Raw genomic sequence first — 24,049 nt, 5'->3', positions numbered from 1 at the left:
TATGATGTTTCGGAAAATTATTCAGGCTTTTAATTGATAATTATATGGATTCAAATAAATACTTAGACGACATATCAGAAATCAAGAATATGATGAGCCGCTCGTCTCGGTTTATCTCGTTAAGTGGCCTATCAGGCATCATGGCCGGGGTGTATGCTTTAATAGGAGCTTATCTAGGGTATTTAATTCTTTATCCTAGCAATTGGAAGTTCGATACCTATGAAGCTATTCAAGAGGCACTAATAGCAGTTGCAGCCGGAGTTGCCATACTCGCTGTGCTTACCGCTGCCTTATTAACTTTTAGAAAAGCAAAACGCAGCGGTGAACATATTTGGGATACCTCTTCGAAAAGATTGCTGGCCAACTTTTTAATTCCTTTATTAACGGGAGGAATTTTCGTATTGTTATTAATACGACTAGAATATTGGGTAATGATAGCGCCTTCCACGCTTATTTTTTACGGAATGGCATGCTTGAATGCTAGCAAGTATACCTTACGAGATGTACGCTATTTAGGCATCACCGTAATTATTTTAGGGTTGCTTTCGGCCTACTTTGCCGGCTACGGACTTTTATTCTGGGCATTGGGCTTTGGCGTATGCCATATACTATATGGAACCCTAATGCATTTTAAATATGATACTGGAGATAGCAATAAATGAGCATAATAAATAATATAAACAAAGCATTTGACCACCGTATACGACTAGGTATTATGTCGATCTTGATGGTGAACGACTATGCCGATTTCAATATGCTGAAAGAACTCTTGGGAGCTACCGATGGAAATCTAGCGAGTCACACGAAAGCGCTTGAAAAAGAAGAATACATACTGGTAGAAAAGCAATTCATAGGTCGAAAACCAAATACCCGCTATTCGGCGAGCAAATTGGGCAAACAAGCCTTTAAAAAACACATTGACGCCCTTGAAAAATTGATTGGAAAGTAATTGACTCTTTTTTTTGAGTATTTACTTTGAATTTCAAAGTACTTTATAAAAACAATATGAGAGCAGTGGTTTTAGAAAAATTATATCAATGGAGTTTAGTGCCATACCAATCTCTTAAAAAGAATAATGCTTGGGATTTGGGTATTGAAGACCTACTCCAATATCCTAAAAATACCTTAGCATACCACACAGGTCGCTTTTTGCAAAGCAACAATTTTGACCTTCAGGAAAAACTTGAAAGTCATGATGTGTTTCACGTACTCACAGGAACAGGAACCACTGTACCCGAAGAAATTAGTATGCAATTCTATTTGTTGGGTAATGGTAAGCGAAGTATGTATATGTTTTCCGTCATTTTTTTAGGCAGCTTGCTATTTCCTGATTTTCTCAAGCTATTCTTATCAAAATATAGCTGCGGTAAGGCGGCGCTTTCCTTTCATCAGCTTGATTTCTATAAGCTATTGGGTCAACCTATAGCACGTATCAAAGATGCTTTTTTAATTCACTAGATCATTATGAAAAACAGATTTAAACATTCGATTAATTATATGGCTGTTCTAACGGCCTTTACAAGCTTTGTTTTAGGCACCATATGTTTACTACTATTTAAAACCAGCAGCGACTATGGCTTTGTAGCTATCGGTTATTTCTACACGCTGTTCGCTGCCCTAATAAATACCATCTTCCTGTTGTTGGTACTCTTTAATACCATGCGAACACTCAAGGATTATCGCGAGCACTTGAAGACCATTTTGGTAGTACTGCTAAACATTCCTATCGTAATTTTTTATCTAGAAATTCTGTAAATAATGAAACCAAAACCATTTCATATAAGCACAATGTACAAGCAATTCATACTCGTAATCGGTTTTGTAGTTGTCTTGGTTTTCGTTCGACTCAAATCATATTTATCCATTCTTAAAATTTTTAAATCATGAATATTCATATTAAATCAATCGTCTCGGCCCTAGCATTTAGCCTGTTGTTTTATAACAAAAGTTTTGGCCTGAATCTTTTTCTCATTTCCATTTTGGTAGTTGTATTGGTCTCTGCCCTGAGCAGGGCCCGAGCCGTTTCTTGGGGTTACTCCTCTGCCTATATAGGTACCTCAATATTCGTTTTTCTCAATCCCTCCGCTTTTACCATTTTCGTTCACCTGATGGCCTTTATGGTGTTTGTAGGAAAATCGATTTCCCAGAAAAGTTCTATTTATCTGAGCTGGTTTCTAGGAATTGTCAACATGCTTGTTGCATCGATAGCGAACTTCGTTCAAAAACAGGAGCGTGAACAAGGGGTAGCAAAAAAGGAACGAAAAGCAAGCTCGCCTAAATTACGCAACCGATTTAAAGGGGCATTTGCCGCGATAGCGCTACTATTCATTTTTGGAATGCTCTATCGCAATGCCAATCCGATCTTTGGGAGTCTTATTGCGCAAATACATCTCGATTTTATAAGCATTCCATGGCTTTTTTTCACCCTATTGGGGTATGTTATTTTCCTTCACTTATTACGCCCTTTCGATGCAGAGGAACTAGTAGCATTTGATTTAGCACAGAAAAATGAACTAGAAAAACCCACCGAACTGGTCTTAATCGGTGAAAAGAAAACCTTAGAAGGGGAGCATACTTTAGGAAGCATGGTCTTTTTAGCCCTTAACCTCCTCCTACTCTTCTTTCTGATAACGGATGTTGTTTATCTGCTTGAGAAGACTACCATTAGCAATGCAGAATACTCGCAATCGGTTCACCAAGGTGTTTACGCATTGCTATTTTCCATCGTATGTGCGATTGCACTTATTCTGTATTTCTTCCGAGGAAACCTCAATTTTTTTCAGGGAAATAAGCGTATCAAATCGCTAACGTATCTATGGATTGGCCTCAACGTGCTCTTGGTCGCTTTTACCTGCTATAAGAATTATACCTATGTTGAAGCCTTAGGTCTCACCTACAAACGCATCGGCGTATTTGTTTACCTACTACTTACCCTTACCGGATTGGTAACTGCTTATATCAAAGTCGCCCAAGTGAAAAATTTCATCTATTTAGTACGTACAAATATTGCGACCGCCTTTGTCTTTTTGATTGTCAGTGCAGCCATTCCATGGGATAAAATGATTACCTGGTATAATCTAAAACACATAGCACAGCCCGATATTAGCTATCTTATACGTCTAGGAAAAGGCAATAGCGAGCAACTTTACCACTACGCAGAAGCCAACAAGATCAGGTTGACCGACCTTGAGAAACGGAATATTAGCGACACTTATACTGCCTTTTTAGAAGAACAAGCTAAAAAAACCTGGCAAGAATACTCCCTCTATCAATTCACTAAAAATGAATCGGAATGATCGTGCTTTTCAAACATCGATGGAACCGTGTGGCGGTTCGTATTGCTTCGCTAAGCTTCCTTATAGGGACGGTTTTGATGCTTACCGCCTTAATGTCAGATAATGAGCTCATCATTACTTTTGGAATTGTATTTCTGGTGCTTTACCTACTGCAAACCATTATAATTCTATTTATTCTCCTGGTAAACACCATGGCCCATTTTAGAGACATCCATGAGCATGTGATGACCCTTATCATTGTGCTGATGAATTTTCCGATTGCAGTACTCTACATTAATTTTTTAAATCCGTAATAAAATGAAAATCAAAAATAGAACACCTCTAAATCACAACAGTTTGTATTTTAATCTAAGCCTCTCCATTGGCTTTGCCTTACTGTTATTGTTATGCCGAATAAAAATTACCGAAAGTTCGTTTTACCTCTTTTTGGTATGGAATCTTTTTCTTGCGGGAATTCCTTTTGCCATAACCCAGCTTTTCAAAAGGAGTAGCAAGTTACGTTCCTTAAAAATCGTTGAGTTTTTAGCATTTGCAACTTGGTTGTTGTTCCTGCCAAACAGTCCATACATCATTACAGACTTGGTTCACCTGCACAGTGACCGGTCAAGTTTGGTTTGGCTAGATCTCTTCTTAGTATTCGTTTTTGCCTTTAACGGATTGCTTTTAGGACTGCTATCTATGTTGGATATGTTTGCCCTTATTCGGCAACGGTATGGCAGTCGGGTAGCAAAATACACCCTGTTCAAAGTCTGTGTGTTGAGCGGCTACGGCATATACCTCGGACGATTTCTGCGATTCAACTCTTGGGATATCACTACCAAACCGCTGAGCTTGATGTATCAAATTGCACATAGCCTAAAAGAACCCAAGGTATGGCTGATCACTTTTGCCTTTGGCGGTTTTCTCTGGATATTGTTTTCTGTATTACAGTCGGCATTGCAAGTGCGGAAAATTCCTATGATCAAAAAAGAACATTGAGAAAGGGCGTACTGTAAATCGCAAGGAGTCTCAAGTCTCCGTTCATAAATAGCAAAGCCGTATGAAACTAAGATTCAACAAAACCTATTTCTTATTCTTCATCCTTCTCTTCTTAACTGAAGCAGCAATAGCCTATTATTTAAAAAGCGGTTTCATTCGGCATACTTTCGGAGACTTTTTGGTGGTGATACTACTCTACTGCTTCTTTAAAAGTTTTATAAAGGCAAATTCGGTGGTAGTTGCTTTATGCACCCTAGTCATTGCATACACCATTGAGTTTTTGCAGTTAACTAATTTCCTAGAAGTGTTGAGACTCAAAGGCAACCTATGGGCAAATCTGGTTTTCGGTAATAGTTTTAGCCTTCAAGATTTGGTGGCTTATAGTCTTGGAATAATAGTAACACTTTTCATCGAAATTAAATTCTTTTCGAAGTCTTGAGCTATTAAGGTTAAAGATAAAGTCAACAGCCTAGTATTCATTCGAAAGCTTTTTTAAACTGTATTGGCTCCTTTTGAGCTACTAATTCTAGCGCTTCAATATTGCCTTTAGTGTCATGAACAAATTTCACGGTGAATTCAGGATTAAAAGACTCCTTAAAGTCAGATAGGCCTTTTAAATAAAAGTTATTATAAGCAATATGTTCCAATTTAAATTTGAACGTTGGCAATTGGGCAAACAAACCATTTTCTTCGTTAATAATTTTGATTCTACCATATCCTTTTGCGTCATAATTGCCTATAAAATCCTTTGGTTTATGAGTTGGCATCTTGGCCTTGTTAAAGGGCTTATCTGCTACATCACCCTGATACATATCATGTACTAGCACGGGATATTCCTTTTCTGGAGATAAGTCGAGAAGTTTTCTTGTAATATAATCAGATACGATGTAGGGAAGTGTTGTATTGCTTTTATTGCATAAAACAACCACACCAATCTTTTTAAAGGGAAATAATTCCATAATTGTGCTAAACCCATTGGTATTCCCTCCATGACGTAAGCGGTAGTGACCATTCCAAGAACGGATGCGCCAACCGAAACCTTCGGTAAATAAAAATGAATCCTCTGAATACTCCTCATCGTATTTCAGATTTTGAGGTCGAGAAGCTTGGTAAATATAATTTTCAGGAATCACTTGATGTCCCTCAAACCTCCCCTTATTCAACCATACTGACATCCAATTTGACAAGTCTTTTACCGAACTTTTAATGGCTCCAGCAGGCGTATACGAATAGTAATTTTCATAGGGTACTTTGACCACTTTCTCTTTGTTCATAGCATAACCAGTGGCATAATTATTTGATGCTTTCATTGCTTTCAAAGTGGTAAATGAAGAATTCATTTTTAAAGGTCTAAAAATTTGCTCTAGTATATTGGTATCCCAAGTTTTACGAGTGACTTGTTCTACAACAGTACCGGCGAGCGTGTACCCAATATTACTATACTCCCAACTGTTTTTCACTTCAGTTTCTGGTTTTAGATACTGCAATCGCTGAACCGTTCGTAGTTTATTTGAATCAGGAAACATTACCATAGAGGCACCATGATTTCCTAAACCACTTTTGTGACTCAATAAATCTTCAATAGTTATCAAATTGTTCATCTTATCATTGCAAAATTGAAAGTTGGGCACATACAAGGCTGGCTTGTCTTTTAGAGACAACTTATTTTCAGACTCTAAAATTCCCAACAGAGCACCTGTAAAAGCCTTGGTCATTGAGGCTATATGAAATACCGTGTTTTCGGTTACAGGTAACTTATTTTCAATATCTCGATAGCCAAAACCTTTTGCATAAATAATCTTACCATCATGTATCACTGCAACCGAAAGACCTATGGCATCATATTGCTGCATAAGGTTTGTAATACCACGATCGATTCCTTTTAAGCTTGCATCTGTTTTTTGACTAAGAGTGATTGTCGTGAAAAGTAATGCAAGAAGTGCGCTATAAAATTTCATTTTGTGCTGTTTAAGTTGCAACAAAAGTGAAGGATTGAACCGTTTTAAAAGTCCGAATAAAGAAAGTCGGACTCTTTTTTGAAATTATTTAAAGAGACAGTCGCTCTTTTCTAAAAACAGTTGGTGTTTTGCCCGTTAGCTTTTTAAAGGCAGTATAGAATGAAGATTTAGAGTTGAAGCCCACCTGATATAATACTTCTAAAATGGTCTGGTCTTTTTCATCAGGATTGATCAAAATAGTTTTAGCCTCTTCAATACGATATTCATTTACAAAATCGAAAAAGTGTTTTCCCATATGATGATTTATAAGAATAGATAACTCCTTGTCTGGCGTATCAAACTGGGTCGCTAACTTTTGCAGCGTTAGTTCAAAATCTAAATAGGGTTTTTCATTTATCATAAAAGCCTGAAGTCTTTCAATCTCGGCTTTCAACAGCTTGTGATTTAAGCCGCTGTCACCTTTACGCAATGAAGATTTTACAGTTCTTAAATTTGTTTCAACACCCGTAAACAATTGTGGATGGTAAAGCGCCTTTAAAACAAACCACGTTGTAATTGCTAAGGTCGAAATACTTATAATACTATTTACATCTAAAACTAGGTGGTCTAGGCCAACATATTGAAGACACGACTTCAGAAGTACAAAACCGTGCGCAACGCATGATAATACGGTAAACTGAAATAACCATTGATAGGCCTTGGAATTTGCTTGAGAATTGTTTTCTAGCTGAATTCTTTTATACCTATCTAAACTTACAAAAACTGCAATCATATAAGCAAACCATTGAAGTTCACCGAATACGGCATAGAGCCTGAAAGATGCGCTCGATAAAGAGGTGATTTTAAAGAGGGTAAAAAAAGCAACGAACAAAACTATATGTAGCAGATGTACTGGTCTAAATCTAAAGTTTGAAAAGCAAACCGATAATACATAAAACAAAAATACTGGCATTTGTAAGAGCGAAGACGCTGTTTTAAGGCTATTTAAGCTAAGATGTTCTTCAAACCACCCACCAATAAAAAACCCAGATAAATCAAATGCCACCAAAAGTAGCATGAAGCCAAGGATACGGTTGGAACTTCTTTTCGTACTCTTTACTGTACATAGGAATACCGAGAAAACAATCATCAAGAAGAACGTAATCTTTCCTAAACTACTAATGAAGACTATTTTATTTTCCAACAAATACGGTATTAGCTATCCTAAATACAAAACTTCGAATGAACAACAAATCTATTCCTTACCATCAACATAATCTTGCAGATACGAATAGCGTTTGGTTAGTTTTCCATTTTTGGTCATGCGGGCCCGTTGGAGTACACCATCTTCATCTTTATTGAAAAAAGCAGGAATCACATGCTTTACAAATGCAGCACCAAAACCCACACTGGCATCTCGTGGAAGCTCACAAGGCAGATTATCTACCGCCATCACGGCGATGGCAGACTTATTTTTGAAGTTGGTTTCCTTTTCAGTTTTGGGGTCGTATCCGTAAATGGGTTTTGCAATGGTAGAGGGGCGAATGGTGGTCGCAACCGGCCCGTCAATATCGCAGCTCACATCAGCCACAACCTTAATCTTAAAGTCAGGATGTTTTGCATCTTCCCGTGTATATAAATAAGGGGCGCCATCACCATAAAAGTGTCCAGCGATGTAGAAATCGGTTACGCGTGTAAAGCGTGTAAAGTTGGTTTTATATGCTTCAGGGTTGGCAAAAAAATCGGCCTTATTACCACGCACTCCATCTTTGCGTTTATTGTATTCAGAAGCATCGATTTGACAATACACCGGTTCGTTTAATTCTTCTTCCAAATACGCTCCCACGGTTACCTTTCTGATGTTCATGGCATCGAGCATTTCACGAGCCCCGTTTCCGACCCTTCCCCTACCAGTCAGCATGATTTTGATATGGGGTAGTTTGATTTTGTTCAGTTCCGAAATCAATGCTTGCTGGTCAGCCAGCTTTTCCGCTTTGGGGAGCTTGAAAAGTGCGTATTTGAGTCCGAATGCCCTGAATCCGTTATAGGCTCCTACAATTCCGGCATATCTTCCGAAAGCAACAACACGTTGTTCTTTTTGATTGGTAATGACCTCATGATCGTAGAGTTCGATATTCTTGGCGAGAATCGCCTTTAGCAATTTACGGTTATAGGGTTGTTTCTTTATAGTATGCGAAAAGAAAAAGTATTTCTTGTTCGGAATCAAGGCATCGATGGGTACTTCTTTGACCCCAAGAAGCACGTCACATGCTTCCATTTTGGAAGCCACTTCGAGCCCTAAGTCTTTGTACTCCGCATTTTTAAAAACACGAATGGGCGAAGGTTCTACGATTATTTCTGCTTTTGAATGGTTCTCTAAGACTTTTTGACAGGCTTCAGGTGATAGTACTACCCGCCTATCTGGTGGGTTTTTGCGTTCTCTGATGATTCCGAACTTCATATATTCTTGGGTTTGTAACTTTTGGTGTGGTAATAGTGTCAAATTTAACAGATGACAGGGCGATGTCAAAACTTTTTTTGGAATACTTTTTGGGGTATCTTTGGCGGCCCGTCTATTCAATGACGGGTGGTGCGTTAGGGATAGTAGCGGCATCTTTTTCAATTGGCGACCCTCCGAAGGGGTTTTTACAGAATGTAGACCAGTACTCAGGGTGATCAATTGAAAAAATACAGCGTATAGCCCGATACCACGGAGCTCGATTGCAATGAGAGCGTAGGGGTAAACGCCCAAGATAGTTCTTTGAAAAAAATCATTGAGAAACGTACTCCAGAGCTTTAGTGACGGAGTAGCATTTTCATCCTTCGCTCTGCACAGTGTTTGAGCTACGCAGGATTTAAATCGTTTACGAATAGCAAAGCTATTCGAACTCATTGAAGGGGCCGACTGGTTTTGACAGCGAGACCAATGGCAATGTAAGCATGTCGAGCGCTGATGTATAGCTCGTTAATCTCATATTTCACACTTTTAATTGGCGATAATAATTACGCTCTTGCCGCTTAATCTGAATTATAGTAAGATTAGCCTCGTCTCTACAAGGTAGAGAAGCGAGATGTTCCTGAATAGCCTCTGTCGACGGCGATTCAATTAGGAGCACCATAAATGTCGATATAAGGTTACTAGTACTTCGTTAGTAGCACTAAAACTTAAGAAGATAAGCGTTAGTTAGGCTTTTTCTGGTCAGGCTTGCGTCGAAAATTAATCAGAAAATAAGCATGTAGAAGGCATTTTCATTGCTTGTTTGGACGAGGGTTCGAATCCCTCCGGCTCCACCTACGCCCTCCGAAGTTTCGAAGTATGAGAAACGTAGGAGGGCTTTTTAATTCTAGTTACCAAGGTAACCAGCGGAACAGTCGGGCTACGGTGGATACCGATCCATTCCTAAATCATAAATTATTACTGCCAGTGTTCCGTAGCTTTAGCGTAGGAGCAGTGGATGCCGATCCATTCCTAAATCATAAATTGAGATTGCCAGTGCTCCAAAGCTTTTGCGAAGCAAATGCAAAGGAGGTGCTTACTTTCTGCAGTGAGACACCGTAGTTTTGGAAGTCAACACCAAACCATGGAACTCCCTTACGCAGTATATATTCTGAAATGTGCCAATGGAAAATATTATACGGGCTACACAACTAATATCACCAATAGGTTGGTTGCGCATAGAAAAGGTGAAGTATGCTATACCAAAGACAAACTACCCGTAGAATTGGTCTATTTGTCATTATTCGCTAATAAACAAAAAGCATACGCATTCGAACGGTACCTGAAATCTGGTTCCGGAATTGCGTTTCGCAACAAGCGTTTTTTATGGCTATGAAATTAAGCCCTTCTTGCTTTTCGCTCCTTTAAAGTTTTTACGACTATTTTAAACGTACAAATTCAAATAAAAAATTATCACAACAAGGGTCGATAAGCCAGAGCTTGTCTCCGCCTTCTAACTTGAACTGCTGCTCTACCTGGTGATCGAAACCCAAACCTACTCCTTCGAAAAGGGCTAAAGTGGTATATTGAACCATACTATCTTTTTCCTGCAAGGCGTAAGGGGAAGTATATACCTTTTTCCCATCTACAAACTTGTTAAAGACCTCTTCATCGGTAAACTCTACTTGCATGCGTTTCCCTGAACTTTCTGGTGTGATGGTCAGTCCGGCAATACTGCCCGTGGAAGCCACCCAGGTCCAACTGCCTTGGAGACCATTGGTACCAGAACTTGTTGGCCCCTCTTCCAGTGAGGTGTCTTCATTTGAACATGTTGTAAAAAATAGGGTCAACAGCAGAAGCAGAAAATAAGAAAGTGATTTTTTCATGATTGATGTATTTGCCTTAATTAGATGTAGTTAGGGTTAAAGGGTTGCTTTTGAGAAGTGGCTTTAACTAAGTAGTAAGACCAAAACTATTGGCGAGCTAGTACCTAAAAGGCAACAAAAGAAGTTTAAATTTGCCTATGGCTAACGGCAAATCTTGGTTACGCACTCTACTCGACCTCATAGAAGTCTTTTTGAACAGCTCTCAAAGAAGCAAGCGAGGCCGAACTTGGCATCAACATGTAGTCCCCTACCAAGAAGGTTGGGCAGTGCGTCGCGAAGGCAACAAACGTGTTACGAGCAAACATCGAAAACAGAGCACCGCCATACGCAAAGCCAAAAGTTTAGCTAAAAAACACAAAGCTGATGTCGTTATTCACCGCGCCAGTGGTGGTATTCGAGAGCGGATAAGTTATGCTGATTAAGATATCAATGATAAAAAAACCTACCTCACAATAAACTCTTTACAGAAGGTGCAATTTGTAAAGAGTTCTGTAAGAAATAGAATAGTAGCTATTCTTGTTTTTATTGCTTTATAAAAGAGTTTTCCTTATTGAAATGTATAGGCACATAAGTTTCAATAATATAGGGCGTTATTTTACGCAATGTTTCTCCATTAGTTGGATGTAAGCCCGGTGCTGTATAATATTCGATCTCCTTAATACTTTTTTTATAGTACCAAATCAAAGGCTCACCAGTATCGGAGAAAAATTTATATGCAACATCCACCTCTACTTTTCTCATTTTTTTCAATTTCATTTGGTCTAATGTATCTACCTTGGTTCCATATAGGGAAAATGGTCCGCTATCACAAGAAACTTGAACATAGAGTGAATCCGCCCATGTCATGCATTCAGAAGGTTTACCATTAAAAGACATCGGATACTTAAATCCAATTAAAATGAGTAAAAGAGCTGCAAAAGAGATACTGATTGAAACTATTAGTATCCTTTTGCTCCTCCTTCTTTTTTCTTCTTCCTCTTCTTCTTGTTTCTTCCTTTCTGTCTCCTTCTTAGGATCTAATTCATCTTCTTCAGAAATTGAATCTTTGAATTTTAGATACTCCTGCAAAGGCCTAGGTTGAAAATCTATAAGCCAGCTTATAAGTTCTAGATTCTCAATACTTGTGCTATTTGTATTTCCTTTTAAAAAATTGACAACGGGTATAAATCTATCCGCATCAAATTTTTGAATTTTTAACATTCCATCTTCTTCCGTTCTGAGTTGAAAAAACCGTTTTAAGGTATGTTGGTCATGATTAGAATTCCTCTTGTCAAATAACCATAGACAAGCTTGTCTTATTTGCTTCCGCGTGGGTTTGGTCAGATAACTACTCATCTCACCTCCCTTTTCCTTTCTGTACTTGGCTAATACCTCTTTCCGATAGCTATCACTAGTCTTTATTTCCATGGCTTGGTTGGAATTTTTGGAATTTCTACCGAATTCTTGGGAACTATTGGAATTCTTGGAATTACTTATAAAAATAACATTTTACCTCATATAAATTTGTCCTAGAGAATGATTCACTATGCATTGCTAACATAGTATTTCTAGAAAAATCATTCTTACGGAAATCTATAATGCGGCTAGTATTTAGCCAAATGGAAAGTAGCTAAAAGCTACCGCATAAGATTTCCACTTTCCAAAAAACGGAGTACTCCAAGCTCAAACGGGGTTGGTAAAAATGAATCTGGGAGAATCCCAGACAGCCACTCCTATGTCAAATTTTTAATAACAAATTTTATGAAACGCATATTTATAGCCGTAATGGCACTGGTTTTTAATACATTCTTGTTTTCATGTACCAAAGACACTATCGCTGAGACAGATACTCTTTATGAGACTCAGGCAACAGAAGGGGACGATGGGGATGTAAATGATGGTAGGGGCAACGGTTAGATGTCTTACATCAGAATTCAAAGGGCCATATCTTCGGATATGGCTTTTTTATTTTCTTACATTTATAGACAAGGTTTTCCTAATATGATAAATACTCGCATTATAACTTCTTTGATTCTTTTAATTTTATTTGGATGCAACAAAGTTCAAAAAATTGATGAAACCAAAGTTCAACAAAAAAGAATTCAGAGCTTGTTGGAGCGGATTAATAACGAAGACCTTGATTTATCTCTAAGGCTTAGATTAATAGATAGTACGTATCGACAGTCAGTCGATATAGAACTGGATAGCCTAGCACTTACTATTTTATATAACAAAAGCAACCTTCACTACGAACTAAAACAAATAGATAGTTCATATCATTATGATCTGCTATTACTACGTATGGCTAAGGAGATAAAAAGCACCTATTTTACGGGAAAAGCCAGTCAAGCGCTAGCCTATTATTTTGATACCAGGCAAGTTTATGATAGTGCGTTCTTCTATTATAATTTTTCTAAAACTAGCTTCCTAAACTTACAGGATAGTAGTCAAGTAGGAAGACGGTTGATGAGTATGGGGCTTATCCAAAAAAATCAAAATGACTTTTTTGGAAGTAAAGAGACTTTAACCGAAGCTATCACGTATATGCATCCAGAAAAAGATACAAGATTTATAGCTTCTTGTCTAAATGCCATAGCCACTAATCATCGAAAACTTTTGAATTATCAGGATGCCATTAAATACTCGGTTAGCGCCATTAAAACGACCAGTTCTAAAAAAGATAGGTTGATTTACCAAAATAACTTATCCACCGCCTATATTGATAACCAAAACTATGAAAAGGCCATTGATCTATTAGAGAAGATTAGCGCTGACACGTTATTACTCGAAATTCCGAGAGAGTATGCAAGAGTAATAGACAATCTAACTTATGGCAAATGGTTAATTGGTTCAAAAGAAAATACATTAGGTAATTTAAATACCGCTTTAAAGTTTAGAAAAGACCAAAATGATAGACGAGGAAAAATAGCCAGCTATACGCACTTAGGAGAATTTTACAGCAAAACCAATCCAAGAAAAGCAACGATATATTTTGATTCGGTTATTCAACTTTCCAAAATTTTAAAAATACCACGAGCAGAAAAAGATGTCCTTAAGTTTTTAATGGAACTAAAACCCAAGAATGTCAATCTTCGCAATCGCTACGTTTTTTTACAGGACAGTCTCTATGCCCAAGAACTGAAAGTAAAGACCCAATTTGCCAAGTACAAGTATGATGACAAACTCAAACAAGAATCCATTCTTCGTTTAGAAAAAGAAAATGCTGAAAAAAAACTTGAGGCCAGCCACCAAAGAAATCAGAAGATTTTGTATTTGGGTGGTCTACTTTTTATTACTTCGGTTTTAGGGCTTTCCTTATTCGGTTTTAAACAACGTACAAAACGGTTAAAACAAAATGGCAAAGTTGAAAAGTTAGAGGCTATTCATGAAACGGAAACGGAACTCTCCCGAAAATTGCATGATGATCATGGTGGTAAACTCAACCAGGCCATGCTAATGGTGCAGCGTGATGCGGATAAATCAGCGGTTTTAGATATATTGGAATCTGTCTATGACCAGATTAGGAATTTTTCCCGTGAAATCAATACCGTAGATACTGGCCCTGATTTTTGGAAGGGCCTTAAAGCAACTTTGGTATATAAGAAACCGACTGAAGTTGGGATGACTTTTGATGGCGGTAAAGAACTGGATTGGTCATTGGTAGGTCATCAAACTAAAACGATACTTTTTAAGGTCTTGCAAGAACTGGTTATCAATATGGCCCGGCACAGTAAAGCCAACCAGACCGTAATTTTATTCAAAGACCAAAACAAAGAACTCTTTATTTATTATGAAGATGATGGGATCGGAGCATCAAAAGAAGCATTGTTACGAAAAAATGGACTTCAGAATACAGAAAAGCGTATTCAAGCCATAGGAGGAAGCATTACTTTTGATACAGAAGATGGAAAAGGCTTTCGGGCCGAAATCCGAATTCCTAAGTAATAAAGTGCGCCATGTTCAAAAAAGTAGTATTAGCAGAAGATTTTCAGGGAGAAAACCAAGGTATCGCTGAAACCTTGCATGAAAAATTGGCCATTGAAGAATTACAAAACGAGTTCTATTGCGATAAGGCATTTACCCGCTTAAAGGTGGCCCTAAAAAACAATGAGCCGTTCGAGTTAATGATTACCGATTTGTTTTTCGAAAAAGACCATGTCGACCGAAAGCTCACTTCTGGCAGGGAACTCATTAAAGCGGCAAGAGCACAGCAACCCGGATTAAAAATTATTGTCCACTCTATGGAAAACAATCCCATACAGATCAATGCCCTTTTTAAAGAGCATAAAATTAACGGGTATGTGTGTAAGGGTCGTAGCGGAATGGTTGAGTTGGTCAATGCCATTCATGAAGTATTTCATAACAGAACGTATGTATCGCCACAACTAAATTTGACTTCTGCGAACAATTCTGTTGAACTGGATCATTTTGACCGTGCTATATTGAAAGAACTTGCTAACGGTCTTACCAAGAAAGAAGTCTCTGACAAGTTTAAAAAGGAAAATAGAACACCTAATAGTGAAAGTACCATTGATAAAAGAATAAGCAGGCTTTATGATGAATACGAAGCCAAGAATACCACAAATCTACTCTTCAAACTCGCAAAGGAAGGTAAAATTTGAGCCTTAACCTTTCCTAAAACTTCAATTTTCAAACAGATTCAAGTCTCTTACAGAATTCCGTAAGGGATTGTCTTGTAATGACATTAGGTTTGGTCATTATTAATCTTAAACAAATTATTATGGCTGTTAAGCACACACCAACTGAAGAAGTCCACAAAGGATACAAGGGAGGAACCACAGGATGTGGTTTTGATACAACGGATCACCCTGGTCATTGGGTAAGTACAAGTGCCAAAATCACTTGCAACAAAAATGGGTGTAAAAATTAAGTTGTTTTTCAATAAAAAGATAACAAAATGAAAAATCCGACTCCACTTGAAAAGTTTGTTGATAACAAAAAACATTGGGAAGAGAAGCATATACAATTAGCGCAATTATGTCAACTAAGATTAATTCATGAAAAATTGGAAAGGAACAGGTCAAACACTTCAACATTAGTTTGGTGGTTAATTGCTATTCCCATAATCGCCGCAATACTACTGTTTATGTCAGCTTTAGGAGCTATTTCTATTTAAAAGTATTCTGACGAATGAAATTAGTGATATCGCTTATAATAAGTATACTGTCGTTTGCAAGTGCTTCTTTTAATGATGGTGATGTTTATATCTGCAAGGGAAAAGGAAGCAAAAAGTATCACTATACAAAGTCTTGTAGAGGTCTTTCGCGTTGTTCGACAAAAGTATATGAGGTCTCTTTGAAGAAAGCAAAGGAAATGGGCAGAACACTTTGCGGGTGGGAAGACTAATCATTATTCAAACTATAAACCCCCAAAAAGAACGGCCTTTTAAGCATTCTTTTTTGCTTTACGGATATCTGTAAGGAATTGTCTTTGAATGGATTTAGGTTTGAAACATTAAAAATTTAAAACTAAAAATCATGGCATTTCCAAAATTTGAAATCAAGAAAAGTTCTAACGGTAAATTTTACTTCAACCTTCGTTCAAAAAGTAATGGGGAAATCATCGCGACAAGCGAAATGTACAATTCAAAACAAAGTTGCAAAGGCGGCATCGATGCTGTAAAAAGAGATGCCCCAATTGCTGATACTGAGGACTTATCCTAGACAATTAAAACACAAGAATTATGGGCTACCGAAAAGGGTACTACAAGAAGGATGGAACATATGTTCAAGGACATTTTGTAAATAAAGGCATAAAAAGGAGAAAATCTAAAAAAGGCAGCAAGGGTGGTTGTTTAGGTTTGATGCTCATAATAATATCTACGGTAATTATTTCCTGCACCAATGATTCCAATTGTGCTTCAAAGAACTGTTCGGGTTTTTCCACTCAGGCCGAAGCACAATCAACTTTTGATAGCGACCGAGACTGCTATTCAAATTTAGATAGAGACAATGACAATATAGCTTGTGAAAACTAAACCAATGGCAGAAATGAATATTTCAATTGAAATAAAAAGTCATTTTTTAAGGCTTTATCAAATGGCATTTGCAGATGACAATTTTGATGTTCTGGAATTAAAGATGCTTTACAATTTTGCAGAAGAAAGAGGATTGAGTAAAGGTCAATTAAACGAGATTTTGTTGAACCCTTCGCAAGAATCCGCAATTCCTGAATCTTTAGACGAAAAAATAGAATATCTGTACGATTTAGCATTAATGATTTGGGCAGATGGTATTGTTACCGAAGATGAGATAAATACCTTGAAAAAGTATTGTTTAAAATTTGAGTTTTTAAAAGAGAATATTGATGATATCTGTGAATTTCTTCTAGAAAATGCAAAAGTAAAAATCTCACTAAAAGAATTAATAGCCAAAATGCAAGACTGATATGAGTTCTTTAAAAAAAATATTCTCCATAAAGAAAAGTGCGACACAAGAAATAGAAAACCCAAAAGAGGATGATGTAAAAAAAATAAAGCTTTCATTTTTTGAAAGTGGCTATGGTTCCTCAAAACAGGCAGAAGGAAACCATATGATTTTCAAGGCTTGTTTACAAGATGTATATATGGATTACAAGGGTAAATGCAGAGAAGATGAAAAGCTCCAAAAAGAATTAAAAGAACCGTATGTACAAGAAAAAAGCAAGTATGAAATCGAACTGAAAAAGAGAAAGACAGTCAAAGACATTATAGAAGAAGGCATTACAAGTTTAGAAGCTAAAATTTCAATCTTTAAAAATGAAATAGCTGACGTGAAACACAATCCTGAAAAATATGTTGAGGACGTTGATAAAAAACCAAAGGCTCAATTTTATCTTGGTTTAATTGTTTTAATCCCCATTACTTTTTACTTGTTAGTTTTCTACATATCAGCTTCTTACTCTGCATTTTTCAAAACATTCAATACAGACCAACTTACCAATGCAATATTTGATGCAAATGCTTTGACAAAGGCGATAGATGATGGTTGGCTTGAAGGAGTATTCGTGGCAACAATTCCATTTGCATTTATGGGCTTAGGTTACTTGGTACATATGTTTCAAAAACATAAAAACTGGCTTTCATATGTGAAGATAGGAACCTTGTTTATCGTCACTTTCATCTTTGATTCAATTCTAGCCTATCAAATAGAAAAAAAAATATATGATATTGAAAAAACTCTAAACTCACCTGATTTCAATGTGCAAATAGCCTTCACGAAAGCGGAGTTTTGGGGCATCATTTTCGCAGGTTTCGTGGTCTATATTATTTGGGGATTGGTCTTTGATTTTATTATGAAGGAGTATGATAATTTCGACAAAATCAAAACATTTATAAGGTCCAAAAGAGAGGATATTAAAAACGGGGAACAGGAAATAGCTAATCAGAGTGAAAAGCTCAACCCCATAAAAGAAGAAATTTCCGGAATTGAGGGAAAAATAAAAGATTTACAAAGAACAATTGATGGTTTTGTTTTTTCCAATAAACACTACTTGACCTATCATGCAGAATATGTTAAAGGTTGGTTTTTGGCAATAGCGGACAATTTTGATTCTCTAAAAAGGAGAGACCAACTGCTATCACAATGTTCTGTAGAAGAAAGAAAGCATCTAGAGGAACACGATATAGCAGACGAAAGTTACGAAGGTCGATTATATAAATTGATAAACTAGTCTAATGAAAAAATATTTCCGTGCCCTATTATTATTGATTTTGACATCTACCGTCTTTAGCTCATGTAAAGAAGAATCCAAGACCAAGGAATTCATTCATGACCATGGTTTTCCGAATTTATCACCCAATCGAGAGAACTTGAATATCAGTGTGCTTTTGGACTTGTCTGATAGGATAAACCCTGAAAAATACCCATCTCCTGCAATGGAAATCTATTTAAGAGATGTGGAGTATTTAAAATCAATTGCAGAGAATTTTGAAGCTCATGTCATGAACAAGAAAATGATTAAGATAAATGATAAAATTCAGGTTTTTATCGACCCTGAACCGTCTGACAATACCTTGAACAAAAAGCTTAACACTTTAAAAATATCTTTTAATAAAAACAATGTTACCAGGGAGGAAATTTTACAAACTTGTAAAAAGTACGACAGTATTTCAAAGCTAATTTATGAAGCTGCAATTAAGGATGACAATTATGTTGGTTCAGATACATGGAGATTTTTCAAGAACAAAATAAATGACTATTGTATTGAAAATGACTACAGAAATATTCTGGTGGTTTTAACAGATGGTTATATCTACCATAAGGATACTAAAATAAGGGAAGGGAATAAGACTACGTATTTAACTCCTCAAGAAATAAGAGATTTTGGTTTTAACAAGCCAGGGTGGAAAGACCAATTTGACCAACAAGATTTCGGCTTTGTAACTAAAAACAACGACCTCAATAATCTAGAAGTTTTGGTGCTGGGCATTAATCCTGATGTCAAAAATCCCTATGAAGAAGATGTGATTAGGATGTATTGGACCAAATGGCTGGAGGATATGAACGTCAAGAGCTTTGAAATAAAACAAGCAGATTTACCTTCAAACATGAAGAAGGTGATACAGAATTTCATTTTAAACAAAGAGGAACGGTCAATAGGAACCATAAAAAAATAAACACTTCAGAAATATGAAAAAAAGCTATTTAATTGGCTATGATTTGAATAAATCAGGTCAAGATTACAAAACCTTAATTGAACAAATTAAAAAACTAGGAAATTGGTGGCATTGCTTAGATAGCACTTTTATTGTAAAATCTTCATCAACAGCATCATTAATAAGAGACCATTTGAAAAAATTTATTGATTCTAACGATGAGCTCTTAATATTATGTTTAACTGGAGAAGGAGCTTGGACAGGGTTTAGCAAAGAATGTTCTGATTGGCTTAGAAAAAATCTGTAAAGCCCTCACATGACCATTCCTAATCAGAAAATATCTTTTGGATTTTATGTTTTGTAGATAAGAATGAGTAAGTCCAAATAAGAATAAGGTATTTGATAATATAAAAATTATGGCTTGGAGTTTTAGAAGAAGAATTAAAATAATTCCTGGAGTGCATTTAAACCTAAGTAAAAGTGGAATAAGCACTTCAATTGGCATTAAAGGTGCAAATATAAATATTGGAAAGACAGGAGCTTATTTAAACACAGGAATTCCAGGAACAGGAATTTACCAAAGACAAAAACTATCCGGCAATAGTATAGACCCACAAAATCAATTTGAGCCTTTCGAACAATCAGAACGACATATTTATGATGATAAGGAGATTATAAGTGCAGATGTCCAAGAGATTACAAGTCAAGGTATGCAGGGCGTTAAAGATTCTATTCTATTAGCGCACCAACAAAGAACTGAACTTAAAAGGGATTTACATAAAGTAAAAACGAAACTATCGGCAACAAGATTAAAATTAACTGCAAGCTATGTATTTATATATGGCCTTGTAAGTAAAGGAATTCCAGCAAAGATTAAGGCTGATATTTCAGCTCAAAAAGAGGCAATTGCAGAACTTGAAAATCAAATCCAAAATTGTTTCGTCAATCTTGAAATAGATTTTGATGAAGAATTTGATTTGAAATACAAAAAGCTCTTAGAAACTTTTAAGAATTTGATCAATTGCCATAAAATTTGGGACATTACAAACGCAAGTCTACAAGATACTGTTAAGACAAGGTCGTCGGCTGGAACATTAGTAAAAAAACAAGAAGTAAGATTTGGGTTTAAAAGTTTGCCAGATATTAAATTTGACTTTGATGCTATGTACTTTAAAAATGCCAATGGAGCAGACTTATATTTTTATCCTAATTTCATAGTGATGTTTTCTTCAAAACACAAATTTGCAATTATAGGTTTTGAAGAATTAGATTTTTTCCATAGAAGTGTTCGCTTTACCGAGACTGGCAAAATTCCTAAAGATTCAAGAGTCATTGATAGAACTTGGGCGAAAGTCAATAAGAACGGAACCCCAGATAAACGCTTTAAAGGTAATTACCAAATTCCTGTAGTAAAATATGGGGAAATTCAATTATCAACGGATTCTGGTGTTAATGAGGAGTATGAATTTAGTAATTATGAGTTTTCCGCGGATTTTGCCAATGCATTTGAAGACTATCAAAGCCTTATTAAATTATCAGGAAAATCAAAAATTTAAATGGACTTTTGTACGAGGCAAAATAATGTTTCGATAATACTTCATATAAGTATTGAATTTATTTCAACCCAAACCTTAAAAAAACTGGCAAATGGTCCGACAGCTTTCTGGCCTGCTCCAATCGGTCACAAAGCTTTACAAAATCAATAACGCCTCCATCAATCTTTTTCACATCGCCTGAATAAAAAATATTATCTATTGGATAGTTCAAATACTTCCCTCGCTTACAAGTCTTTTTTAGAGTTGTTCTTTGGTTACTGATGGTTGAGTTGTAGTCTTTGCTTTTTAAGAGGTCAAAAACGGATTCCTTTTCGTCTACGTTAAAATCCCCCGCAATTATTAGCGGTGTTTTTAGCGAATCCGTGATAAAACTACTTAAAGCCTTAATCTCATCTTCTGGGTTTTTATCATAAGGCCTGGAGTGAAAATTAATCACGGTGAATTTTTCCTTGTTCAAATAGAAATCCAATAAAAATGGTTCTCTATCTATTTGAGTATTCAATTCATCAAGTAACCATCCTCTATTCTTTATTTTGATATTTTTTGTCTTCCATATGAAGGCATAGCGTTCCGTAACATATTTAGAACTATTGGTAGGGTTGCTAATCACATAATCCCATTTACTACCTTTTCTATTGAGAATATCAGATAGTTTGGCCACGGCTTGAGCACCACCATATCCAGCTACGACTTCTTGAATTGCCAGAATATCAGTATTTCTAACTATTTCGGCAATTTTTTCTAGTTCATCGCTACTTTTTGTTTTGCCAAAATCACGAATATTCCATGAAACCAAGTTAACAGTATCAATTTGAGAATAAATAGTAAAATGAAAAAAAACAAATAAAGAAAGTAGTAAAGTTTTGAACATTTCGTTTTGTAGTTTAATATCAACGAAATTACTCAAAATGCCATTCAGATTTTATAGATAAGCGTAAAGTGAATTACTTTCGCCCTTTGATTCAATTCGTCTATGATGCTAAACCATAATAGACTATTTAAGCTTCCCTTTTTAATAATTCTTTACATTACACCTCTTGGCAGTAGTTTAATTAATTCGTTTACACTCCATGAAGCATTGTTCTAAGAAGGGCAACTCTTTACAAAATCCGCTTAATGTAAAGAGTCTAACCCGAACTACAAATCATGTTTGGAAATAGTCCAAAAACTCCAAGCAAATGGTGATAAATTTTTCTTAGAAGCGCAGCCCCCAAATCCACCATAACTTACCTGCGCTGGATCCTATTTCGATTTTATAATGTTCCTGTAAATAGGCGTCAAGTAAAATCGAAATAGGGCGCAATTGCTATATTGAAATCATTTTTCCTTTTTCCATTTCCATTCCCCTGCATTCTTCAAATGGCAATAAACTGTATCTAATAAAATCCGTGAAAAAAGGTCGCCCAAACAAATAACAAATTGAAACAAATACTATTTTTTACAACAAACTTTTTCAATGTTTACTGGGGTTTCCAGCGTTTTTACAGCAAAACTTTTTCTATGAAAAAAGATAAAATTTTTTAAAATTCTGAAAATCAATTAATTAAAAAACGTAACACCGCTTTAGCGTGTTACCCTCTTGCTTTACATTTCTCACTCGTAAAAGCTCGCTTAAAAATGTAAACGTTCCGCCTCTCATACACTGTCAAATTCAAGTAAAAGAAATTGAGGCTCTTTGATTTTTAAAATATAGAGTTTTTTCTTTTTTTCGATAAATATGCTGGACTAACTAATATCAAATCTTATTAAAAAATGGAGTTATTCGTGGAGTACTAAAAATAGAAGTCGTTGGAAAGCTAATTCTATCTAAGATCTTGTAGTTAGGTTCTGGTCATTATATAAAAAGTCTTTAGAGTAGTATAGGAAATAGACACACACACTCTTCTTTTTGCTAGTGTTGTGTCTCATTTACATAAAGGTTTTAATATCTTCTAAAATCCAAATTGTATTTCACGTCATTTCTTTTGTTATTCACGACATTATTTTGTTCAATAGATTGATAGTAAGGTAGTTTAGCGTTGAATTCAAAAACGATTAATTATGAAGATAAAAGACCTAAACCCTAATGTTAGTATTTCAAATGATGGACAAATCAGGGATAATAGTAAAGAGTTAACACCAGAATTTGTAAGCTATCACAACAAGTATGAACTCGAGTCACCGGAAAACTACAAGTTTATTGAGAGAGCTTGGCGCAAAGAATTCGCAAAAGACTATTTGACCATCCCTTCGATAAGTAGTTTCATTAACGTGCCTGAGTCCGTATGTCAAGCAGATGACCGCACCAATATTAAAAACACTTCTGATTTTCCTTGGAAAATGATATGTAAATTATACGGTACAATGTCAGACGGAAATAGGTATGTCGCTTCTGGATTCTTCATCGGTCCAAGATGTATCATTACAAACGGTCATGTTGTATTTCCAAATGGCAACTGGGCTACAGAAATAGAGGTAATACCAGGTATGGATGGGAATATTGCGCCATTCGGAAGTGATTTAAGTACGAATTTTAGATGTGTAACAGGTTGGACACAAGATGAGCAAATGGAATTTGATTATGGAGCAATTATATTAAACGACAATACATTGTATGATAAAGTAGGAGCATATTTCGGATACGAGCAATTCAATGGTCTTCCAATTCTAAACAACGCGGGCTATCCGGCAGACAAAACTGAAGGCACTATGTGGTATGATGCCGGAAAGGTAGTTGAATCTACAGAAAGAATGTTTAAATACATGTTTGATACCAGTGGGGGAAATAGTGGAAGTCCAACTTGGGGAAACAACAAAAGGGTAGCAGGAGTACATGGATATGGAGGATGTCCCAACGAAGCAGTAAAAGTCATCGCCGATGTAATGAAAAATTGGAACTATTGGAAAACACTTTGAATCATGAAAATAGGTCGACTAAAAACATTTAACGCGGAATCATCTTCTGAAACTGTCTTAGAAATAGACAACTCCAAAATATTTGGAGGTATAACGCTTACTAGTCTTGTTACAGGTAGTATAACTTTATTGACATTTTGGTTCATCACTTTACCCAACAACTCAGAGAAGATTGAGAGTATTGAAAAACAACAAAAATTTGACATTCTGAACTTTGTTCTCAGAAACAGCAATGATAGTGTTCGCCTAAATTCACTAAGACTGCTGGTTGAGTTAGATTTTTTCGATGGTCAAAGTCAAAGTCTTAATGAACTTATTGAAGCTGATTTAATACCTGATTGGAGCAGTTACGAAAAATACATCTCAACATTCAAAACGTCCAACACGAATTCCATTCGCCGTTCTCAAAGGGATACTACATCCAATAGTGGAGGTGCAACAAGTAGCTCAAACAGTGCTGGAAAGCCCGAAACCATAGTAGAATAACCA

At 36.2% G+C, this 24,049-nt stretch carries 32 protein-coding genes and 1 other RNA gene; 27 read left to right on the top strand and 6 right to left on the bottom strand.

Annotation, left to right across the window (positions count from 1 at the left end):
- Window positions 1-44: 44 nt before the first annotated feature.
- The 8 genes from ABJN95_RS18485 to ABJN95_RS18450 all read left to right on the top strand — a co-directional run bounded on the left by ABJN95_RS18485 (window position 45) and on the right by ABJN95_RS18450 (window position 4,713).
- Complete coding sequence (locus tag ABJN95_RS18485) at window positions 45-662, top strand: hypothetical protein (protein WP_348372623.1); 618 nt, start codon at window positions 45-47, stop codon at window positions 660-662.
- A complete protein-coding gene (locus ABJN95_RS18480; RefSeq protein ID WP_348372622.1) occupies window positions 659-949 on the top strand; it encodes a transcriptional regulator in 291 nt (96 codons plus the stop codon). Before ABJN95_RS18485 ends, ABJN95_RS18480 begins: the two co-directional genes overlap by 4 nt.
- Before the next feature lie 56 nt (window positions 950-1,005).
- Entirely contained in the window at window positions 1,006-1,458 is a 453-nt protein-coding gene (locus ABJN95_RS18475) for a Coq4 family protein (RefSeq protein ID WP_348372620.1), read from the top strand.
- A gap of 6 nt (window positions 1,459-1,464) precedes the next feature.
- Window positions 1,465-1,755, top strand: a complete 291-nt coding sequence (locus ABJN95_RS18470) for a hypothetical protein (protein ID WP_348372618.1) — start codon at window positions 1,465-1,467, stop codon at window positions 1,753-1,755.
- Between the two features lie 128 nt (window positions 1,756-1,883).
- Window positions 1,884-3,296, top strand: a complete 1,413-nt coding sequence (locus ABJN95_RS18465) for a DUF4173 domain-containing protein (RefSeq protein WP_348372617.1) — start codon at window positions 1,884-1,886, stop codon at window positions 3,294-3,296.
- Window positions 3,293-3,589, top strand: coding sequence for a hypothetical protein (locus tag ABJN95_RS18460; protein ID WP_348372615.1), 297 nt, complete (start codon window positions 3,293-3,295; stop codon window positions 3,587-3,589). Before ABJN95_RS18465 ends, ABJN95_RS18460 begins: the two co-directional genes overlap by 4 nt.
- A gap of 4 nt (window positions 3,590-3,593) precedes the next feature.
- Window positions 3,594-4,274 carry a DUF1361 domain-containing protein gene (locus tag ABJN95_RS18455; RefSeq protein WP_348372614.1) on the top strand — a complete coding sequence of 227 codons (681 nt, stop codon included), beginning with the start codon at window positions 3,594-3,596 and terminating at the stop codon, window positions 4,272-4,274.
- Between the two features lie 61 nt (window positions 4,275-4,335).
- Window positions 4,336-4,713, top strand: coding sequence for a DUF2809 domain-containing protein (locus tag ABJN95_RS18450; RefSeq protein ID WP_348372612.1), 378 nt, complete (start codon window positions 4,336-4,338; stop codon window positions 4,711-4,713).
- Window positions 4,714-4,750: 37 nt separating this feature from the next.
- On the opposite strand, the gene ABJN95_RS18445 is transcribed toward ABJN95_RS18450, so the two are convergent.
- The 3 genes from ABJN95_RS18445 to ABJN95_RS18435 form a co-directional block, all read right to left on the bottom strand.
- Window positions 4,751-6,232: a serine hydrolase gene (locus ABJN95_RS18445; RefSeq protein WP_348372610.1), complete on the bottom strand. Its 1,482-nt coding sequence runs from the start codon at window positions 6,230-6,232 to the stop codon at window positions 4,751-4,753.
- An 88-nt stretch (window positions 6,233-6,320) separates the two neighbouring features.
- Window positions 6,321-7,415: an AraC family transcriptional regulator gene (locus ABJN95_RS18440; RefSeq protein ID WP_348372608.1), complete on the bottom strand. Its 1,095-nt coding sequence runs from the start codon at window positions 7,413-7,415 to the stop codon at window positions 6,321-6,323.
- 51 nt (window positions 7,416-7,466) lie between these two features.
- The gene (locus tag ABJN95_RS18435; RefSeq protein ID WP_348373219.1) at window positions 7,467-8,672 is read right to left on the bottom strand and encodes an NAD(P)-dependent oxidoreductase; all 1,206 of its coding nucleotides are present in this window, start codon (window positions 8,670-8,672) and stop codon (window positions 7,467-7,469) included.
- A gap of 436 nt (window positions 8,673-9,108) precedes the next feature.
- Between ABJN95_RS18435 and ssrA the strand changes: the two genes are divergently transcribed.
- The 3 genes from ssrA to ABJN95_RS18420 all read left to right on the top strand — a co-directional run bounded on the left by ssrA (window position 9,109) and on the right by ABJN95_RS18420 (window position 10,044).
- Window positions 9,109-9,505: a transfer-messenger RNA gene (gene ssrA, locus ABJN95_RS18430) on the top strand.
- 22 nt (window positions 9,506-9,527) lie between these two features.
- On the top strand, window positions 9,528-9,770 hold the full coding sequence (locus tag ABJN95_RS18425; protein WP_348372607.1) for a hypothetical protein: 243 nt from the start codon (window positions 9,528-9,530) through the stop codon (window positions 9,768-9,770).
- Between the two features lie 22 nt (window positions 9,771-9,792).
- Complete coding sequence (locus ABJN95_RS18420) at window positions 9,793-10,044, top strand: GIY-YIG nuclease family protein (protein ID WP_348372605.1); 252 nt, start codon at window positions 9,793-9,795, stop codon at window positions 10,042-10,044.
- A 43-nt stretch (window positions 10,045-10,087) separates the two neighbouring features.
- On the opposite strand, the gene ABJN95_RS18415 is transcribed toward ABJN95_RS18420, so the two are convergent.
- Window positions 10,088-10,534, bottom strand: a complete 447-nt coding sequence (locus tag ABJN95_RS18415) for a hypothetical protein (protein WP_348372603.1) — start codon at window positions 10,532-10,534, stop codon at window positions 10,088-10,090.
- Window positions 10,535-10,671: 137 nt separating this feature from the next.
- Between ABJN95_RS18415 and ABJN95_RS18410 the strand changes: the two genes are divergently transcribed.
- Entirely contained in the window at window positions 10,672-10,956 is a 285-nt protein-coding gene (locus tag ABJN95_RS18410) for a DUF2188 domain-containing protein (RefSeq protein ID WP_348372602.1), read from the top strand.
- Between the two features lie 100 nt (window positions 10,957-11,056).
- On the opposite strand, the gene ABJN95_RS18405 is transcribed toward ABJN95_RS18410, so the two are convergent.
- Entirely contained in the window at window positions 11,057-11,941 is an 885-nt protein-coding gene (locus tag ABJN95_RS18405) for a hypothetical protein (protein ID WP_348372600.1), read from the bottom strand.
- A 333-nt stretch (window positions 11,942-12,274) separates the two neighbouring features.
- On the opposite strand from ABJN95_RS18405, the gene ABJN95_RS18400 reads away from it, so the two are divergent.
- From ABJN95_RS18400 to ABJN95_RS18340, 13 genes are all read left to right on the top strand, one after another.
- Entirely contained in the window at window positions 12,275-12,430 is a 156-nt protein-coding gene (locus ABJN95_RS18400) for a hypothetical protein (protein ID WP_348372598.1), read from the top strand.
- Between the two features lie 84 nt (window positions 12,431-12,514).
- A complete protein-coding gene (locus ABJN95_RS18395) occupies window positions 12,515-14,458 on the top strand; it encodes a hypothetical protein (RefSeq protein WP_348372597.1) in 1,944 nt (647 codons plus the stop codon).
- Window positions 14,459-14,469: 11 nt separating this feature from the next.
- On the top strand, window positions 14,470-15,135 hold the full coding sequence (locus ABJN95_RS18390) for a DNA-binding response regulator (RefSeq protein ID WP_348372595.1): 666 nt from the start codon (window positions 14,470-14,472) through the stop codon (window positions 15,133-15,135).
- 119 nt (window positions 15,136-15,254) lie between these two features.
- Window positions 15,255-15,404 carry a hypothetical protein gene (locus tag ABJN95_RS18385; RefSeq protein ID WP_348372593.1) on the top strand — a complete coding sequence of 50 codons (150 nt, stop codon included), beginning with the start codon at window positions 15,255-15,257 and terminating at the stop codon, window positions 15,402-15,404.
- 27 nt (window positions 15,405-15,431) lie between these two features.
- Window positions 15,432-15,650: a hypothetical protein gene (locus tag ABJN95_RS18380; RefSeq protein ID WP_348372592.1), complete on the top strand. Its 219-nt coding sequence runs from the start codon at window positions 15,432-15,434 to the stop codon at window positions 15,648-15,650.
- 14 nt (window positions 15,651-15,664) lie between these two features.
- Window positions 15,665-15,880: a hypothetical protein gene (locus tag ABJN95_RS18375; protein ID WP_348372590.1), complete on the top strand. Its 216-nt coding sequence runs from the start codon at window positions 15,665-15,667 to the stop codon at window positions 15,878-15,880.
- 131 nt (window positions 15,881-16,011) lie between these two features.
- On the top strand, window positions 16,012-16,197 hold the full coding sequence (locus ABJN95_RS18370; RefSeq protein ID WP_348372588.1) for a YegP family protein: 186 nt from the start codon (window positions 16,012-16,014) through the stop codon (window positions 16,195-16,197).
- A gap of 20 nt (window positions 16,198-16,217) precedes the next feature.
- Window positions 16,218-16,511 (top strand): excalibur calcium-binding domain-containing protein, encoded by a 294-nt coding sequence (locus tag ABJN95_RS18365; RefSeq protein WP_348372586.1) that lies wholly within the window; start codon window positions 16,218-16,220, stop codon window positions 16,509-16,511.
- Window positions 16,512-16,515: 4 nt separating this feature from the next.
- Window positions 16,516-16,920, top strand: coding sequence for a hypothetical protein (locus tag ABJN95_RS18360; RefSeq protein WP_348372585.1), 405 nt, complete (start codon window positions 16,516-16,518; stop codon window positions 16,918-16,920).
- Between the two features lies 1 nt (window position 16,921).
- Window positions 16,922-18,184, top strand: a complete 1,263-nt coding sequence (locus ABJN95_RS18355; RefSeq protein ID WP_348372583.1) for an ABC transporter permease — start codon at window positions 16,922-16,924, stop codon at window positions 18,182-18,184.
- A gap of 4 nt (window positions 18,185-18,188) precedes the next feature.
- On the top strand, window positions 18,189-19,130 hold the full coding sequence (locus ABJN95_RS18350) for a hypothetical protein (RefSeq protein ID WP_348372581.1): 942 nt from the start codon (window positions 18,189-18,191) through the stop codon (window positions 19,128-19,130).
- A gap of 13 nt (window positions 19,131-19,143) precedes the next feature.
- Entirely contained in the window at window positions 19,144-19,416 is a 273-nt protein-coding gene (locus ABJN95_RS18345) for a CRISPR-associated protein Cas2 (protein ID WP_348372579.1), read from the top strand.
- A gap of 109 nt (window positions 19,417-19,525) precedes the next feature.
- The gene (locus ABJN95_RS18340) at window positions 19,526-20,665 is read left to right on the top strand and encodes a DUF4236 domain-containing protein (RefSeq protein ID WP_348372578.1); all 1,140 of its coding nucleotides are present in this window, start codon (window positions 19,526-19,528) and stop codon (window positions 20,663-20,665) included.
- A gap of 58 nt (window positions 20,666-20,723) precedes the next feature.
- Here the strand turns inward: ABJN95_RS18340 and ABJN95_RS18335 are convergent, their stop codons facing one another.
- Complete coding sequence (locus ABJN95_RS18335; protein ID WP_348372576.1) at window positions 20,724-21,536, bottom strand: endonuclease/exonuclease/phosphatase family protein; 813 nt, start codon at window positions 21,534-21,536, stop codon at window positions 20,724-20,726.
- Window positions 21,537-22,705: 1,169 nt separating this feature from the next.
- On the opposite strand from ABJN95_RS18335, the gene ABJN95_RS18330 reads away from it, so the two are divergent.
- Both ABJN95_RS18330 and ABJN95_RS18325 read left to right on the top strand, forming a co-directional pair.
- Entirely contained in the window at window positions 22,706-23,560 is an 855-nt protein-coding gene (locus tag ABJN95_RS18330) for a trypsin-like serine protease (RefSeq protein ID WP_348372574.1), read from the top strand.
- A gap of 3 nt (window positions 23,561-23,563) precedes the next feature.
- Window positions 23,564-24,046: a hypothetical protein gene (locus ABJN95_RS18325; RefSeq protein ID WP_348372572.1), complete on the top strand. Its 483-nt coding sequence runs from the start codon at window positions 23,564-23,566 to the stop codon at window positions 24,044-24,046.
- Window positions 24,047-24,049: the final 3 nt, after the last annotated feature.

This window comes from Maribacter sp., from assembly GCF_039974175.1.
In the GTDB taxonomy this organism is placed as follows: Bacteria; Bacteroidota; Bacteroidia; order Flavobacteriales; family Flavobacteriaceae; genus Maribacter_C.
This window is presented reverse-complemented; position numbering and strand designations above follow the sequence as displayed.